At 45.0% G+C, this 16,389-nt stretch carries 16 protein-coding genes; 7 read left to right on the forward strand and 9 right to left on the reverse strand.

The window, feature by feature from the left end:
• Nucleotides 1–40: 40 nt before the first annotated feature.
• Nucleotides 41–2,764: an ATP-binding protein gene (locus MHM99_RS10650; RefSeq protein ID WP_239219265.1), complete on the reverse strand. Its 2,724-nt coding sequence runs from the start codon at nt 2,762–2,764 to the stop codon at nt 41–43.
• 225 nt (nt 2,765–2,989) lie between these two features.
• On the opposite strand from MHM99_RS10650, the gene MHM99_RS10655 reads away from it, so the two are divergent.
• The 4 genes from MHM99_RS10655 to MHM99_RS10670 all read left to right on the forward strand — a co-directional run bounded on the left by MHM99_RS10655 (nt 2,990) and on the right by MHM99_RS10670 (nt 6,508).
• Nucleotides 2,990–3,547, forward strand: coding sequence for a MarR family transcriptional regulator (locus MHM99_RS10655; protein WP_014999724.1), 558 nt, complete (start codon nt 2,990–2,992; stop codon nt 3,545–3,547).
• An 11-nt stretch (nt 3,548–3,558) separates the two neighbouring features.
• Nucleotides 3,559–4,932, forward strand: coding sequence for a cytochrome ubiquinol oxidase subunit I (locus MHM99_RS10660; RefSeq protein WP_014980453.1), 1,374 nt, complete (start codon nt 3,559–3,561; stop codon nt 4,930–4,932).
• Nucleotides 4,933–4,943: 11 nt separating this feature from the next.
• A complete protein-coding gene (locus MHM99_RS10665; RefSeq protein WP_014950934.1) occupies nt 4,944–5,951 on the forward strand; it encodes a cytochrome d ubiquinol oxidase subunit II in 1,008 nt (335 codons plus the stop codon).
• Nucleotides 5,952–6,343: 392 nt separating this feature from the next.
• Entirely contained in the window at nt 6,344–6,508 is a 165-nt protein-coding gene (locus MHM99_RS10670; protein ID WP_014950935.1) for a hypothetical protein, read from the forward strand.
• A 41-nt stretch (nt 6,509–6,549) separates the two neighbouring features.
• Here MHM99_RS10670 and MHM99_RS10675 read toward each other — a convergent pair whose 3' ends face one another.
• Both MHM99_RS10675 and MHM99_RS10680 read right to left on the reverse strand, forming a co-directional pair.
• A complete protein-coding gene (locus MHM99_RS10675; protein WP_080752387.1) occupies nt 6,550–7,032 on the reverse strand; it encodes an Lrp/AsnC family transcriptional regulator in 483 nt (160 codons plus the stop codon).
• A 79-nt stretch (nt 7,033–7,111) separates the two neighbouring features.
• The gene (locus MHM99_RS10680; RefSeq protein WP_239219267.1) at nt 7,112–7,756 is read right to left on the reverse strand and encodes a hypothetical protein; all 645 of its coding nucleotides are present in this window, start codon (nt 7,754–7,756) and stop codon (nt 7,112–7,114) included.
• Between the two features lie 106 nt (nt 7,757–7,862).
• Between MHM99_RS10680 and MHM99_RS10685 the strand changes: the two genes are divergently transcribed.
• The gene (locus MHM99_RS10685) at nt 7,863–8,003 is read left to right on the forward strand and encodes a hypothetical protein (protein ID WP_239219269.1); all 141 of its coding nucleotides are present in this window, start codon (nt 7,863–7,865) and stop codon (nt 8,001–8,003) included.
• A gap of 149 nt (nt 8,004–8,152) precedes the next feature.
• Here MHM99_RS10685 and MHM99_RS10690 read toward each other — a convergent pair whose 3' ends face one another.
• The 6 genes from MHM99_RS10690 to prlC all read right to left on the reverse strand — a co-directional run bounded on the left by MHM99_RS10690 (nt 8,153) and on the right by prlC (nt 14,657).
• Entirely contained in the window at nt 8,153–8,362 is a 210-nt protein-coding gene (locus MHM99_RS10690) for a cold-shock protein (RefSeq protein ID WP_012519905.1), read from the reverse strand.
• 293 nt (nt 8,363–8,655) lie between these two features.
• On the reverse strand, nt 8,656–10,284 hold the full coding sequence (gene ubiB / locus MHM99_RS10695; protein ID WP_239219271.1) for a ubiquinone biosynthesis regulatory protein kinase UbiB: 1,629 nt from the start codon (nt 10,282–10,284) through the stop codon (nt 8,656–8,658).
• Nucleotides 10,285–10,307: 23 nt separating this feature from the next.
• The gene (locus tag MHM99_RS10700) at nt 10,308–10,943 is read right to left on the reverse strand and encodes an SCP2 sterol-binding domain-containing protein (protein ID WP_014977549.1); all 636 of its coding nucleotides are present in this window, start codon (nt 10,941–10,943) and stop codon (nt 10,308–10,310) included.
• Nucleotides 10,943–11,740 (reverse strand): bifunctional demethylmenaquinone methyltransferase/2-methoxy-6-polyprenyl-1,4-benzoquinol methylase UbiE, encoded by a 798-nt coding sequence (gene ubiE / locus MHM99_RS10705; RefSeq protein ID WP_061486661.1) that lies wholly within the window; start codon nt 11,738–11,740, stop codon nt 10,943–10,945. Before ubiE ends, MHM99_RS10700 begins: the two co-directional genes overlap by 1 nt.
• A 172-nt stretch (nt 11,741–11,912) precedes the next feature.
• Nucleotides 11,913–12,614, reverse strand: a complete 702-nt coding sequence (locus tag MHM99_RS10710) for a DNA-3-methyladenine glycosylase I (protein WP_014977550.1) — start codon at nt 12,612–12,614, stop codon at nt 11,913–11,915.
• A 6-nt stretch (nt 12,615–12,620) separates the two neighbouring features.
• Nucleotides 12,621–14,657, reverse strand: a complete 2,037-nt coding sequence (gene prlC, locus MHM99_RS10715) for an oligopeptidase A (RefSeq protein ID WP_239219273.1) — start codon at nt 14,655–14,657, stop codon at nt 12,621–12,623.
• Between the two features lie 316 nt (nt 14,658–14,973).
• Between prlC and MHM99_RS10720 the strand changes: the two genes are divergently transcribed.
• Together MHM99_RS10720 and MHM99_RS10725 are read left to right on the forward strand one after the other, a co-directional pair.
• Complete coding sequence (locus MHM99_RS10720; protein ID WP_239219283.1) at nt 14,974–15,534, forward strand: response regulator; 561 nt, start codon at nt 14,974–14,976, stop codon at nt 15,532–15,534.
• Between the two features lie 23 nt (nt 15,535–15,557).
• Entirely contained in the window at nt 15,558–16,382 is an 825-nt protein-coding gene (locus MHM99_RS10725) for a phosphate/phosphite/phosphonate ABC transporter substrate-binding protein (protein ID WP_168533330.1), read from the forward strand.
• Nucleotides 16,383–16,389 lie beyond the last annotated feature (7 nt).

The following is a 16,389-nucleotide window of genomic DNA, read 5'->3' on the forward strand; positions in this document are numbered from 1 at the left end:
GCTGATCAAAGGTTGCAAAGAAGACGGGGAGTCGTCAGAGTTAGTGTGACGTTTCTGGTAAGTACATTTCCAGAATTGTCAGCAATTCTTCGCCATCGACTGGCTTTGACACATAGTTGTTAAAGCCAGCTTTAAGTGCTTTAACGCGATCAGATGTATAGGCATAAGCGGTCAGTGCTACGGCATTAAGCTTTGCAATTTCTGGTATTTCACTGGCTCTTATTTTTAGAACTAAACCCAGCCCGTCGATTTCCGGCATACCAATATCCGATAGCAGAAGATCGAAGGCTTCTGGCATATCGTTAATTTCTTTCCATGCTAACAGGCCGTTCTTTACAACATTAACTCGCGCGCCGTTAGATTCTAGAAACAGCTTTATAAAATCACGGGCGTCTTGCTCATCTTCTGCGACTAAAATCCGTAAGCCGTTCAAACGCAAAGACTCAGTCAGGTCGCTAATTTCAGAGTTCTTAGTTTCAATAATGTCGTCGTGCAAATTAAGCGGCGCAATGGGCAGCGTTACGTAAAACGTTGTTCCCGTGTTAGGTCCGTCGCTTTCAGCATAAATTTCACCACCGTGCATCTCCACTAAACTTTTCACAATAGACAGGCCTAAGCCCAACCCATGTTTGTTGTGCTCGTTTTTACCTTGATAAAAACGTTCGAAAACATGAGATAGCTGCTCGCGCGTCATACCTTTGCCATTGTCTTTAACGCGGAAAAGGTAGTTTGAATGCTCTCTTCGACCTCTTACATGCACAGTACCGCCTTTCGACGTGAACTTAAGCGCATTGCTCAACAGGTTATTGATAACCTGTTTTATACGGAGATTGTCACCCAGAATTTGCGTGTGATCGTCTTCGCAATTTATCGATAGCTGAATATTCTTGCTCGCAAACCCAGCCTCAAAAGATTTGGCAACTTCAGATATGGACCCTGCGATATTAAGCGAATGGGTACTGAGCTTCATCGTACCTGAAATAATACGGGATAAATCGAGAATGTCGTTGATCAGTGCTGCCTGAGTTGATGCCGCGCGCTTTATCACGCCAAGGGCATCAGTCATTCTGTCCACATTGCCGACATCCATAAGCGCTAAATCGGTCCACCCCACAATGGAGTTAAGTGGTGAACGTAGCTCGTGAGAAATGCTGGCAAGAAACTGATCTTTCGCTTTATCCAGCTCTTCTAATTTACTAATTTGCTTATCGAGCGACGCTTTTAAGCTTAGCGCGTAAGGTATAAACAGATGATCAAAACCTTCAATGATTAGTTGGTCATCTTCGGTCCACTCTACCGATTCATCAGCGACACTTTGCAAATACATATCAAACGAATTACGAGGAGTAAGAGACTTTCCAATATCTTTTCTGGCTGCATCGCGACCCGCCCAACGAATGGTCTTGTCTTTCTGCTCCCTAAACCAAACCGTGTAGTAGCCCAGTTTTGAAGACACGCAGGAAATATACATGCCTCGAATGCCGTTTAGGTCGCCACTATCTAAAATTTCGTTTGTTAATCGGTTTATAGCAATGGACTGCTCAGAGCCGCTAATGGCAAATTTTTCGAGTAATTTTGCCAAGGTTTTCTCTGTGGGAGTCTTACCAACCAGATAGTTGCCCGTAGGGGTAACCACCACCATTCCGCACGAATCAGCAACATCCAGTAAGTCTCTTTCTTTCTGCGTAATGGCCTCAAGCGGGTTCGTGTATGAAGTAAGCTGGTGAACAATATAGTTCAGCTTGCGTTGGCGAATTTGAAATTGCTCTTTCTTTTTATGCAATGCTTTCGTGTGAAGCTGCCAGGCATAAAGGTGACCTAATGATTCGCAAACTAAACGTTTCTTCTGGTCGATGTAAGCAGGTTCACTATTGTGGCATGCTAACAATCCCCAAAGCTTACCCTCGAAAACAAGCGAAACTGAAAATGAAGAGCGGATCCCCATGTTTTTAAGGTAGGCAATGTGCATAGGCGAAACAGAGCGAACCATCGACATTGATAAATCCAATGGCGGACGTTCGGCCTCTTTAACCGAAGGCTTAAGGCCTATAACTTGCTCTTCTACATCGTAGACACAGCGCACTCGATTTTTTAGATACAGTTCACGGGCCTGACTGGGGATGTCCGAAGCCGGAAACTTCAACCCTTTGAATGAGCGAGAATCTGTACTTGCGGCTTCACCAATTACTTCACCACAGTAGGTTTTGTCAAACTGATAAACCATGACCGAGTCGAAACCTATGTATTGCTTAAATACCTGAGCGATAGCATCGGCAACATCGCCTATGGAGTCGCGGTCATCGACATTGGGTAACAATGCGCGAATATCTACATCCATTGGCACCCATTGCTGCGCCGCCTCAAAGCTTAGTTGAGGGGTTGGCTCAAGCTCAATAACTAACAGCCCATTAGAATCGAAGGCAACGCCACTCCCTTCTTTCTCCCAATCTTTGAGATGGAGCGCATTTTCAGCAAACTTCCACTGGTAGGCGTGGCGTACATTTCCGCCTTTTACAGCATCATGAATAGTCTGGAATGTGCGCGCTTCAGGAGTGGGAATGTCAATTAGTTCAGTGATAAGTGTTTCACCGGGAACGACGTCTACTTTGAACATGTCATTAATGTTCTCGCTCACTACCTGAATTTTTTTAGTACTAGGATTGATGGCAATGACATACCCAAAACTCTGCACGCTTTCAATCAAGTGAATTGCTTCATCTTCACAGTTTTGAAGCGTTGTAGGGGTATGGTCAATTGTTTGCATTACTTTGCGCCAAATATCAATAAAGCGAATTTTCGCAGTGTGTTCCTAGACTTACTCTATAAGATACCAATTTTCTATTGAAGAAGCATGTCAAATCACTGCAGCGCTTAATAAGAAGAATATTAAATTTTCAAAAATTCGTACGCAATATCACGAATAAAACTTGTGTTTCTTGATCCTAAGCAATAAACTTTCAGTAATTTCTGAAACTTCTGGAAGGCAAAAATGAAAATGACGCCTTTAATTACATCTGCGGTTATGCACTTTGGTGAAATGGGAAGTCGTTGGGGTTTCAACAGAACAGTTGGGCAAATTCTAGCGCTTATTGTTTTAAACGAAGAGCCCATTTCGGCGCAGGAAATTGCGGATGCGCTCAACATATCCAGAGGCAATACCAGCATGGGTTTAAAAGAGCTTCAGTCATGGCGCTTAGTTAAACAGCATCTTGTTCCTGGTGAGAGAAAAGAGTTCTTTATTCCGGCTGGCGATATTTGGACACTGGCCAATAGAGTATTTGAAGAACGAAGAAAGCGCGAGATAGACCCAACCATGAGTCTACTGCGTGATTTGTTGCTTGACGCACCTGCCAATGAAAAAGAGGCAAATGCACAACATAAACTGAACGAAATTCACGATTTACTCGAATCAATTACGGCATGGTCTGAAGAGCTTCAAAATCTTGGGCCTGAAAAGTTAAACACGTTGATGAAGTTGGGTTCTGGCGTGGGCCGTATGCTTGAGCTTAAGGACAAGCTACTTCCGGGGAAAAACAGCGTTAACTAAGGGGGCCTTCTGTGGATGCATTCTTGCTGTCTCGTTTACAATTTGCGTTAAATATTAGTTTTCATATTTTGTTTCCAACCATCACCATGGCGATGGGCTGGTTTCTATTTTACTTTAAGCTGCGCTCTAATATTTCAGGTCACCCTGTGTGGATGCGTATGTATCGCTTTTGGGTACGTGTCTTTGCCCTAAGCTTCGCCTTGGGTGTAGTAAGCGGCGTCACCATGTCATTTCAGTTTGGTACTAACTGGCCTGGATTTATGGAGAAAGTAGGTAATGTGGCGGGGCCACTGTTAGGTTATGAGGTACTTACCGCCTTTTTCTTAGAAGCCACGTTTTTAGGCATCATGCTGTTTGGCATACGCCGTGTTCCGAACTGGCTGCATACGGCTTCAACCCTTATTGTTGCACTTGGCACCACTACTTCTGCGTTCTGGATATTAGCCTTAAATAGCTGGATGCAAACACCGCAGGGTTTTGAAGTGGTCGACGGTGTGGTGTATGCCACAAACTGGAAAGAAATTATCTTTAACCCATCTTTCCCTTACCGCTTTGTACATATGATGTTAGCGTCTGGACTGACGGCCAGCTTCCTGATAGCTGGGCTTTCGGCCTACCGCATGCTTAAAGGCGACGACAAGCTTGCGCCTAAGCTCGCGCTTAAAACCGCCACCTATACGGCGGCAGTGTTAATCCCGCTACAAATTTTTGCTGGCGACATGCATGGTCTAAATACCCTTGAGCATCAGCCTCAGAAAGTAGCGGCGATGGAAGGACTTTGGGAAACCACTGAAGGTGCACCTTTGTTACTTTTTGCAATTCCTGACGAAGAAAGCAAAGAGAATCATTTTGAAATTCCCATTCCCTATGGCGCAAGTTTAATTCTTACTCACGAACTTAAGGGCGAGATTAAAGGGTTAAATGAGTTTGAAGGAGAGCATCCGCCCGTTGCTCCTGTTTTCTTCGGTTTTAGGGTTATGGTGGGTATGGGCATGTTGATGCTCGCTGTGTCATGGCTTGGCAGTCTTTATCTTATGCGTAACAAAGACTTCCCAATTTGGCTTAAACGCACGTTTGCAGGCATGGCGTTTAGCGGCTGGATTGCTACGTTAGCAGGCTGGTACGTAACGGAAATAGGCCGTCAGCCCTATTTGGTAAGCGGTGTATTAAGAACCGCTGATGCCGTTACCCAATTGCCACCGGCGAATATTGCTCTGTCGTTCACGCTTTATCTTGTTATCTATACGGTGCTTCTAATCGCATACATGGGAACACTTATGTTGATGTGCAGAAGAGCCGTTGAAATTGAAGAGATAACGACGGAAGAGCGCGAAGTTGCCAAGGCAAAAATGCAACCTACTGACCCAGACCCAAGCACGGTTTAAGGAGAGCAAACATGTTTGAAAATGTATCAGCAGAAATGCTCGGAAATATTTATGTGGGTTTACTTGGTCTATCTGTATTGCTGTACGCCATTTTAGATGGCTACGACTTGGGTGTGGGTGTACTTATTCCGCCAAGAACAGAAGCGTTTCGCGATGACATGATAGCCTCCATAGGCCCTTACTGGGATGCTAATGAGACGTGGCTTGTGCTCGCCATAGGTCTACTGCTTATTGCTTTCCCTGAAGCCCATAGTGAGTTTTTACAAACCTTGTACTTGCCTGCAACCTTCATGTTATTAGGGCTTATTTTGCGCGGCGTAGCGTTCGATTTTCGCGCCAAGGTTGTACAGGTGAAAAAGCGTAAGTGGGACATGGTATTCAAATACGGTTCGCTTTTAACCACATTAGCTCAAGGGTATATGTTAGGTATATACGTGACGGGGCTTCGCACAGATATTTGGGCGCAAGGCTTTGCACTTCTCGCTGCATTTGGTGTTACGGCTGCTTATGCGTTTATTGGCTCGTGCTGGTTAATACTTAAAGGCGAAGGTGAGCTTCAACAAAAAGCGTATTACTGGGCCAGAAGAGGTTTAGGGGTACTGGCAGTAGGGATTGTCGCGGTAAGTATCGCAAACCTAACCTTACACGATGACGTGCGAGACTTATGGTTGTCTGCTCCTTGGGGCTATGTGCTTTTCGCTATTCCAGTAGCGTGTTTTGCGCTCTTAGCACTATGTGGTGTGTTGCTTAAAAAACTGCCTGATGCACAAGGGAAAGGCGAATGGCTTCCGTTCTTTATTGCCCTTCTAGTATTTTTACTTTGTTTCACCGCATTTGGCATAAGCTACTATCCGTTTATCATCCCTGGACAGATGACGGTGATGGATGCGCTTAGTGATGCAAGCTCTCTGCGCTTCTTGCTTGTTGGCGTAGTTATTGTTGTACCTATTATTTTGGCTTATACGGCCATGGTATATAAAATATTCTCCGGTAAATCAGAGAAGCTTTCTTACTACTAGCCTTTGTTGATGGGATCGCAACAGATCCCAATTACTTAAAACAATAGTGAACATCATTGAAATTCAATGGTGTTCACTTTCTATTCAGCGCTATACTAAACGCTTTACATTGCGAGTTTCTTGCGGTTCCCGCGGCCTTTCCTGTGCTTGGGGCATTTGCGGTGACCAGTATCACCTACCCACGAACTCGATCTGAAAACCTGCGATCAAAATATGATCCTTTCCCTCGAACAATGTATACCAATGACTAGAGGATGTTTAGCGTTAGCTAGTCTCCCCTTAAGGTGTGATCAAAATTTAAACGTTACTTACCGTTAAATATTTTGTTGACATCAAACTGTAATATTACTATATTTTATTTGGGGCAATTTTTAATAGAAGGAGCCAATACCATGGAAAATGTATTCCATTCGTTCTCACGGTTCTTCAAGCGCGCGCACCCCTACACAGTCGCTCACTATATCGGCCGTAAAAATGCGCAGCGTATCTTAGGATGTAAAATCAAAAAGAAATCCAAGATATTCGCCGACCAGCACGTTGAAGACCAAAATCATTAATTTATATGGGGCCCATCAAACCGGCCCCTTTTTTTTGGATTTTAAATGTGGTTTAACGGTACCGAGGTTGTGTACTTAATCTGCTCCATTGCAAAGCTTGAAGTGACGTCGGAAAATTCTATACCGTTAACCAATCGCTTATAAAAATGATCAAAGCAATCCATATCGGTAACGAGGACTTTTAGCAGGTAATCGTATTCGCCAGACATACGATAACATTCAACAACTTCATCAAATGATGCGGCGTGTTTAGCGAAACTTGCCAGCCACTTTCCATCATGTCTGCCCGCTTTTACTTGCACGAAAACGGTCATGGCCAGCCCCAGGTGTTTTGCTTGCAACAGCGCTACTCGCCTAGAGATTATGCCCTTCTCTTCTAGCTTTTGAATACGTCGCCAGCAGGGCGTTACCGTAAGCCCAACTTGCTCAGCGATTTCTGCGACAGGCGTGTCAGCGTTATTCTGTAGCATGGCCAAAATGGCTTTATCTATTGTGTCTATACCGCTTATTTTTTCACTACGCATAGTGAGATGTTGCCCTTTATTTCCATGTTCTTAGTTTTTCAGCGAATTACGTCAGGCGCTTTACTTTTATGGAGGCTATTTAAAGCCACCAAGGCTGATTAAAGTCAACATTTTCTGGTGTAATTTCGTACTGAAAGGGAGGCGTGAATACATCCCAAAATGCATCCCGCAAGTCCTCGTCTATTATGCTAAGTTTACCTGCATCGCGATAGCGAGATAGCAGTGTATTGTAAGCGTCAATCGGCATTTGCGGGTTAGACTGGCGAAAGATAACACGCCCTCCAAATTCTTCATACATCGCTTTTTCTGTTTGAAACTGCATAACCTGCTTGGTCGCTATCTCTTTAATGGGTTTCGTGGTCGTTTCACTTGAAACCTGACCTTCAAACTTCTCGATAAACTTGCTTACCAGTGTTTGATTAACAGTTATGCCTTTTTGTTTTGCATAGTCCTCTAAAACAAGCTCATAAATTCTGTTAGACGCATTTACACGGACCACATAATCAAGCATACCTGCGTAATTGTCTTTCGCTTGCTGCTTCAAGTTTTTACGTTCTTCTTCACTAGGCACGACATCTGCCATTCGGATTTCGGTATTAAGCACCATTGCTAAAACACCCTGCTCATCAACTTGTCCATTTGCCTGAGCAGCATAAGCAAGGTTTGAACTAAGAATAAGTAGCGCGGTGGCCAATGAAGATCGAATAGTTGATGTCTTGCGCATTAAGCACTCCCTGTAGACGTATTTATCGCCGCGATTACGAACACTTTGAGTCTCGCCGAGTGGGTAATTAACTGTGCGGACTGGTATTACCCAAATGGGCGTTGTAATGAGTAAAGCATTAAACGCTATGACTACGCAATACCGTGGCGTATTGATATTAGGAATATGCTGCGAGCTTCAAATTTATTGGGGTGAACGAGTGCTTATGTGGTGTAGCCGAGAGAGAAAAGCGATAGCTACGCAGTAGACTAGCTATTGATGAAAAGCGTTATTCGTTGAACATGAAATATACCGAAGCGGTATGGACTAAAAGCTTTGTCGCGCATTAAGTGTGGGTGTAGAAATACAGACATTAGAAAGAAAAACAGCGGTCAAATGACCGCCGTTTTTGAATTCTTAGATAGCTTGCACGTTAGCAGCTTGAAGACCTTTTTGACCTTCTTCAACTTCAAATTCTACTCGCTGACCTTCTGGAAGCGTTTTGTAACCGTCAGAGATGATCGCACGGAAATGAACGAATACGTCCTTACCGCCGTTATCTTGAGTTAGAAAACCGTAACCTTTATCAGCGTTGAACCACTTAACTGTGCCTGTAACTTTAGACATGTCGTATAGACCTCAAATATCGTATTAAATTGCGCATAAGCGCGTGTAACTAAGTTCTTTAGAGTCTTTAAATTGGCGGAGTATTGGGTCTTACTTACGAATGGACAAACAACTTACAACAAATTACCGGGTAACTCGAGTGGTTTAACATATAGCAAATAATACAAAATCGCGTCTATTTAAAGACTTTGGCTTAGAGCCATAGCCACTATAACACTCTTCGGGACGATTACTATACAAATTAATTGATAAACTACGGATTTCATAAATATTTCACCGCAGCGTAACAAAAATTAATGCCCTTTCCGCCAGGCCAAATACCAGCAAATTGCGCCAATTACACCTGTACTTGCAGGGAAATACCATGATAAATCGTACATTGGCAGTATTGCTGTCATTAACACAAAAGTGGCGCCCACTACGCTTAAATGAGTGGTCTGAGTTGTTTTCTTTTGCTCTTGGAGCAGTGCCAAATGTGCCCTTTGTTGTTGCAATGGCAAGCGCTTCATCTGCTGTAAACTGTCGTACAGCAGATCTGGCATTTCAGGTAGTTTTTCAGACCAGAAAGGTAAGTTGTCTTTCACCTTCCCCATCATGGCGGTAAAGCCAATCTGCTCTTTCATCCAGTTTTCAAGAAACGGCTTAGCGGTTTTCCAAAGGTCGAGCTGAGGATACAACTGACGGCCTAATCCTTCGATATACAGCAATGTTTTTTGCAGTAGCACAAGCTGTGGCTGAACCACCATATTGAAACGTCGTGCTGTATTAAAAAGCTGTAGCAACACGTTACCAAAGGATATTTCTGCTAATGGCTTTTGAAATATCGGCTCACATACGGTTCGAATGGCCATCTCGAACTCATCGATATTGGTATCTTGCGGTACCCAGCCTGAGTCGGCGTGAAGCTGCGCGACTTTGCGATAGTCGCGGTTGAAGAAGGCAATAAAGTTCTCAGCCAGATAGCGCTTGTCTTCACGGTTGAGCGTACCCACAATGCCAAAATCGATGGCGATATATTTGGGGTTTTCAGGGTGTTCGGTAGATACAAAGATATTGCCCGGGTGCATGTCTGCATGGAAAAAACTGTCGCGAAATACCTGAGTGAAGAATACTTCCACACCGCGCTCGGCCAATTTTTTCATATTGGTATTTTGGGTAAGTAATGCGTCTATATTTGAGATTGGCAGACCGTAAATACGCTCCATAACCAACACATTATTGCGGCAATAGTCACTGTAAATTTTAGGTACATAAAGCGCGTCTGAACCTTCAAAATTACGCCCTAACTGAATACCGTTTGCAGATTCACGCAGTAAATCCAGCTCATCAACAATGGTCTTGCGGTATTCCACAACCACTTCTACAGGACGCAGTCGTTTGCCATCAGGAAGCCAGCGTTGAAGCACGTTAGCCAAGCTAAACAATAGCTCCATGTCCGCCACGATGGTATCGCGAATATCTGGGCGCAACACCTTTACCACAACGTCTTCATTGTTAAGCTTTAACTTTGCCGCGTGAACTTGGGCGATAGAGGCAGACGCCAGTGGCGCCTTTTCAAATTCACTGAATAATTCGCTTAAGTCAGAAAGCCCCAACGCTTGCTTGATAATGTCTTGTGCAGCGTCAGATGAAAACGGCGGAACTTTGTCTTGTAAACGGGCAAGTTCGTTAGCAATGGCAGGGGGAAGCAAGTCTCGGCGGGTAGAGAGCATCTGGCCGAATTTAATAAAAACAGGCCCAAGGTTTTGTAGTGCAAGGGTAATACGCTCGCCGGCTGACTTGCCCTTGTGCTTGTTTCGCACCCAAAAAATGGTATGACGCATAGCCCGCGCGTACCAGGGTAACCACTTTGCTGGAATAAGTTCGTCTAAGCCGTGTTCCAACAATACCTTGTTAATTCGGTATAACCTAACAATACGCATTTATGAGCCTGTTTCTCTCAATCTTACTTAAATTTTTCTTCTAGGCGGCGCAGTCTCGCATCTGCACTTTCTGCTCGATCGCGAAGCGCATTAACTTCGTCACTAAAGTGCATAACCGCCAGCTTGTGTGCAGCAAGCTGCTTTTCTTCTACTACGGCGTTGCCGAATACCTTCGCCATGGACGCTAGCGCTGACATCGACTTCTCATGCACGGATTTCACCGTTTTCACGGTCTGATGGGCAATAACATCGTTAGTCTTTTGTGCCAGCAACTCTTCAATGTCAATATCGAGCTGCTGAAACAAGGCACTGACCTGCTGAGCAACATTGAGCTCTCCTTCCAAAAAGAGGGCCTTTTGCTGAATAAGACGAGTCAACTGGCTGGTTTCTTTTAACTCTGGCAAGGTTTGTAGCGACGTTTTAATACAACAGTCTTTCGGCCCAAGGGACGCGACGGCGTCTTCAAACGAGCCTTGTTCGCTGAGTACGTCAATACGGTCAGAAAACGACAGCGTAATACCATAAGGAAGCGGCGAAATGAACGCGGTAAGCCTGGCGCCAGCAAGCGCTTTTAGCCTTACTTCGCTGTCTTCGTCTAAAGACAGCAACTTGTTTAAAACCGATTCAGCCGTTGCGGTAACCAGCGCAGAAGTAGGCATTAAAACTTATAACCTCTATGTAGCGCTACAATACCGCCAGTCAGGTTTTGGTAATCACATTGCTCGAAGCCAGCCTGCTCGAACATCCCCTTCAAGGTTTCTTGATCTGGGTGCATACGTATGCTTTCCGCAAGGTATTGGTAGCTTTCTGCATCGTTCGCCACTAGCTGACCCATTTTTGGCAAAATGTGAAACGAGTACATATCGTAAAGTTTGCTGAGCTGCTCTGACGTAGGCTTAGAAAATTCTAATACCAGTAAACGGCCGCCTGGTTTTAACACGCGAAAAATAGAATTAAGCGCGTTTTGCTTTTCCGTTACGTTGCGAAGGCCGAATGCCATGGTCACCACATCAAAATGGTTGTCGGGGAAAGGCAGTGCTTCCGCATCAGCTTGCACATAGTCGATATTGCTTACCAAGCCGCGGTCGCGCAGCTTATCACGGCCTACTTTCAGCATAGACAAGTTGATATCGGCAAGGGTTACGCGTCCTGTCGGCCCTACCAAACGTGAAAACTTAGCGGTTAAATCGCCAGTACCACCGGCAATATCCAATACTTTATTGCCCGTGCGAACACCGCTGCAGTCTATTGTGAAACGCTTCCATAAACGATGCACTCCCATCGACATAAGGTCGTTCATTACGTCGTACTTTGCTGCAACAGAGTCAAAAACATTAGCAACTAAAGAGGCTTTTTGCCCTTTATCCACCTGTTTGAAACCAAAGTGCGTTGTATGCTCAGTAGCATTGTCGATTGCAGAGTCTGCTTGCGTAGCGGGAGTTTGATTGTCGCTCATGACAGTCCTGTAATTTGAATATTTTTATTAATGCCGAAGTGTATAGGATTGTGTGCTCAAGCAAAAGCTTTATGCCTGACTGTCTCCTGATGTAAATCAAGCCTTTGACCTTTACAAAAGCGGAGCCTGCAAGGCACAAGCTCGCATGTTTAGAAAACTAGAGCAGCTTGCTCTACGCTACCTGATTGTTTGTGCCCCAACTATAGGCAACAATGGCACTGATCTCTTGCAAAGAACGGCCGCTTTCCTCATGCCATTGCGCAAATGCCGCATTGGCCGCCGACAGCGACTTTTTCGAGGTTAAGCCACCGTCGATAATTTCATTCTTTCGCAAGTAATCTTCCACGTCACGAGAGAATAAAAACGTGTCTATGCCGAGTGCACGAAGCATGTAGGGGCCGGTGTTGCCACCTAATCGCGCACCGCGTTTTTTCAAAAACGCCCAAAGCTCAGTGATATTGTCTTTTTCAAAGCCTGCTACGAACTTACCAAAGCTACCGTGCTCCAGGGCTACGTCTTTAATCATCATGGCATTGTCACGCACTGTCATCACTTTTTTATAGTTGCGAACAATGCGCTTATCTGACGCTTTTTGCTCTAGCATTTCATCGGGCATCAACAACACTTTATCAATGTCGAACCCGAAAAATACGGTTTCAAAGTCGGGCCATTTTTGCTCGATAACTCGCCACACGAAGCCCGACTGGAACACTTTTTTGGTCATCGCCGCTAAAAAGCGGTCGTCAGGAATTGCTTCAATTTGCGCTTTAGAAAGTGGCGCTTGGAGCATGGCTTCAAGCACCCTTTCACCGCCTTTGCGCTCGCACGCTCGGCGGTAGATAGATTGAAAAGACTCTAACTTAGACTCTTTCATGTGTGCCTAGCCTTTAATACCGCTGTGACGAAGCAAAGCGTCAACTTGGGGCTCGCGCCCTCTAAAAGCAACAAACAAGTCCATAGGAGGCTTACTACCGCCCATTTCTAAAATGTTTTCTAAGAACGCTTTGCCCGTATCGCGGTTAAAGATGCCATCCTCTTCAAACTTGCTGTACGCGTCGGCAGAAAGCACCTCGGCCCACTTATAGCTGTAATAGCCCGCTGCGTATCCACCAGCAAATATGTGACCAAAGCCGTTTTGGAAACGGTTAAACGATGGAGGAATGACCACGGCCACCTCTTCACGCACTTTATCCAATGTGCCCTGTACGTCTACCTCACTGCCTTTTTCGCTATGCAGTAAGAAGTCGAAAAGACTGAATTCAAGCTGGCGTACCATCTGCATCGCTGACTGGTAATCCCGTGCAGCAAGCATACGCTCCAGTAAATCAGCAGGAAGCGGTTCGCCAGTTTCATAGTGACCAGAGATAAAGTTAAGTGCGTCTTCTTCCCAGCACCAGTTTTCTAAAAACTGACTTGGCAGTTCAACCGCATCCCATGGCACACCGTTAATACCGGATACACCCGCTACGCGCATTTTAGTAAGCATGTGATGGATCCCATGACCAAACTCATGGAACATGGTCACCACTTCATCGTGGGTGAATAGCGCTGGCTTATCCCCTACAGGTGCGTTGAAATTACAGGTAAGGTACGCAACGGGTAGCTGCAATTCGCCATTCATTTTTTCACGACGAACTCGACATTCATCCATCCACGCGCCGCCACGCTTTTTAGCTCGTGCGTATAAGTCTAGGTAAAAGCTGCCGCGCATCACATCAGCATCGTCAGTAATGGTGAAGTAACGTACATCTTTATGCCATGTATCAATGCCAGGCTGCTCAATAATTTTTAAGCCGTACAGGCGATGTACAACTTCGAATAAACCAGACAGCACTTTATCTTCAGGGAAATAAGGCCGAAGCATTTCATCAGAAATCGTGTACTTTTCCTGTTTCAGTTTCTCGCTGTAATACGGTAAATCCCATGCCGCTAGCTCGCTGACACCATGCTTGTCTTTCGCGTACGCTCGTACTTCTTCAAGCTCTTTCTCTGCCTGAGGCTTAGACTTAGCCGCCAAATCACGTAAGAAACCGATGACCTGATCGGTAGAGTCTGCCATTTTAGTCGCTAGTGAACGCTCTGCATAACTTGAAAAGCCTAACAATTCAGCCAATTCAGTACGCAGCGTTAAGGTCTCTTTGATTATATCGGTGTTATCCCACTTACCCGCATTAGGGCCTTGATCGGACGCTTTTGTTGCATAGGCGCGATACATTTCTTCGCGAAGTTCGCGATTATCGGCGTAAAGCATGACTGGCAAATAAGACGGAATGTCTAACGTAAACAACCAGCCTTGTAAGTCTTTTTGGTGCGCAGCTTGCGCCGCTGCTTCAAGGGCTGACTCTGGCATACCGGCAAGTTCAGTTTCATCGGTAATGTGTTTAGTCCAGCCCATAGTGGCGTCCATCACATTATTGGAAAAGGTTGACGATAGCTCGCTAAGCTTTGCCTGGATCTCTGCAAAACGCTTCTTTTGCTCTGCGGGAAGCGCTACGCCTGACAATGTGAAATCGCGAACGGCGTTTTCAATCATTTTCTGCTGCTCTTCGCTTAAGGTCGCAAATTCGTCAGACGCTTTAAGGGAAGCGTAAGCATTGTAAAGGCCTTCGTGCTGGCCTACCCAAGTTCCATATTCAGATAGTAATGGCAAACACGCATCGTGAGCTTCACGCAATTCATCGCTGCTCACTACACTATTCATATGCGAAACGGGTGAAAATATTTTACTTAAACGATCATCGGCCTCTTCAAGGCGCAGCACTAAATTCTGGTAAGAGTAATCTTTCGACGCCACGACCTCTTCTATTTCGCTTTTGCACGCCGCAATGGCTTTTTCAATTGCAGGCTTAATAGAGGCAGGTTCAATAGCAGAAAAAATTGGTAGACCATCTACCATTTCAATTGCAGGGGTTGTCATAATCTTTTTCACTCTTAACACGTTGATAGAATAATGATGGGGCTTCGCTGATTAAAAGCAAGCTATTGTTTTAGCCACTGTTGACCTATTTTGAACTTACTTGCCGTTAACGTGCATGGATCATGATTATTGCCTATATTTACGAATTCAATGAATGCCGCTGCACCGTTTTTCTTAATGCCCCTCATAAAAACTGAACAACACAGTCAGCTCCGCCAAGCTCTGTCACAAATGTCACATTTCATCCTTTTGTCTACTTTGTCCCTTCGCTGTTCAGCGTCTATAATTTCGATTAATAAATCTACAAGGCATAGATATGAAAACGTTGACCTCAGGCGAAATAGCCTCGTATTGCGATGTAAATCTGCGCACCGTAATTCGATGGATCGAAAGCGGCAAGCTGAAAGGCTTCAAACTTCCTGGGCGTGGAAACAACAGAGTATTAGTAGAAGATTTTGTCGCCTTTCTTGAACGACACGACATGCCAATTCCCGATTCATTGAAAGGCATTGCCACGCCCTCAATATTAATTGTTGACGATGAAATGCCAGTTGCCAAGTCTATTCAGCGCGTGGCCATACGGGCGGGTTATGAGTCGTATATCGCTACAGGCGGCTTCCAAGCGGGGATTATGTTGAGCCAATACGAGCCCAAAGTCATGACCCTTGATTTAAGTATGCCAGGCATGGACGGTTACAGCGTTATCGAATTCACGCGAGATCAAAGTAAATATAAAGATCTCAAAATTGTGGTCATATCGGCACTCGATGAAATTAGCCTGGAGCGCGCGCTTGAGATAGGGGCTGATGCCACCTTACAAAAGCCGTTCTCAAATCATGACTTAACAATGGTCCTTGAGCAGTTTATGTCGATGTAAATCGATTTAAAGGGAGTGACATTATGGCTTGGTTATCGCGATTCGCTCTTTTAAGTTTGCTTGTAGGTGTTTGCGCATTACCGACAAATGCTAAACCCCTTACTTTTGCTGTTGTACCTCAGCAGTCTGCCAAGAAAATGGCTGAAACATGGCAACCCTTAATCGACTATGTGAGCAATTACACCGGTTTTAAGATTGATTTTAAAACTGCAAAAGACATTCCCACCTTCGAGGCTAATCTCGCCGACGGCAAATATGATATTGCCTACATGAACCCCTACCACTTTGTGGTCTTTAATGAATCTGCGGGATACCGCGCGCTTGCGCGCCAACGCGATAAAGAAATTCGCGGCTTACTTGTTGTACATAAAGACAGCCCCATACGCTCTCTGGATGACTTAAGCGGTACCGAAGTAGCCTTCCCAGCGCTAGCTGCGTTTGCTGCCACAATTATCACAAGCGCTCACTTGCGGATGAAAAGCATTGCTTTTGTACCGCGCTACGTCAATTCTCATGACTCTGTGTACCTCGCAGTACAAAGGGGCTTTTTCAATGCTGGGGGTGGCATTGTCCGTACGCTTAACAGTTCACCTGACGACGTTAAACAAGAATTACGTGTCCTTTGGAAGAGCAAAGGTTATACGCCTCATGCTATCGCAACCCATCCAAATATGGCACTCGCTGACAGACAAGCTATTCTTAATGCATTACTTGCTTTGTCGAATGACACAAGTAAGTCTTGGATTTTAAAAGGTATTGGATTTAACGGCTTTATAGCGTCAAACGACAGTGATTGGGACGACGTGAGAGCATTGGGAATAGCATCGCTATCGAGGCCGCATTTATGAGTAGACT

The organism is Alteromonas sp. MmMcT2-2, assembly GCF_022348305.1.
Taxonomy (GTDB): Bacteria; Pseudomonadota; Gammaproteobacteria; order Enterobacterales; family Alteromonadaceae; genus Alteromonas; species Alteromonas macleodii.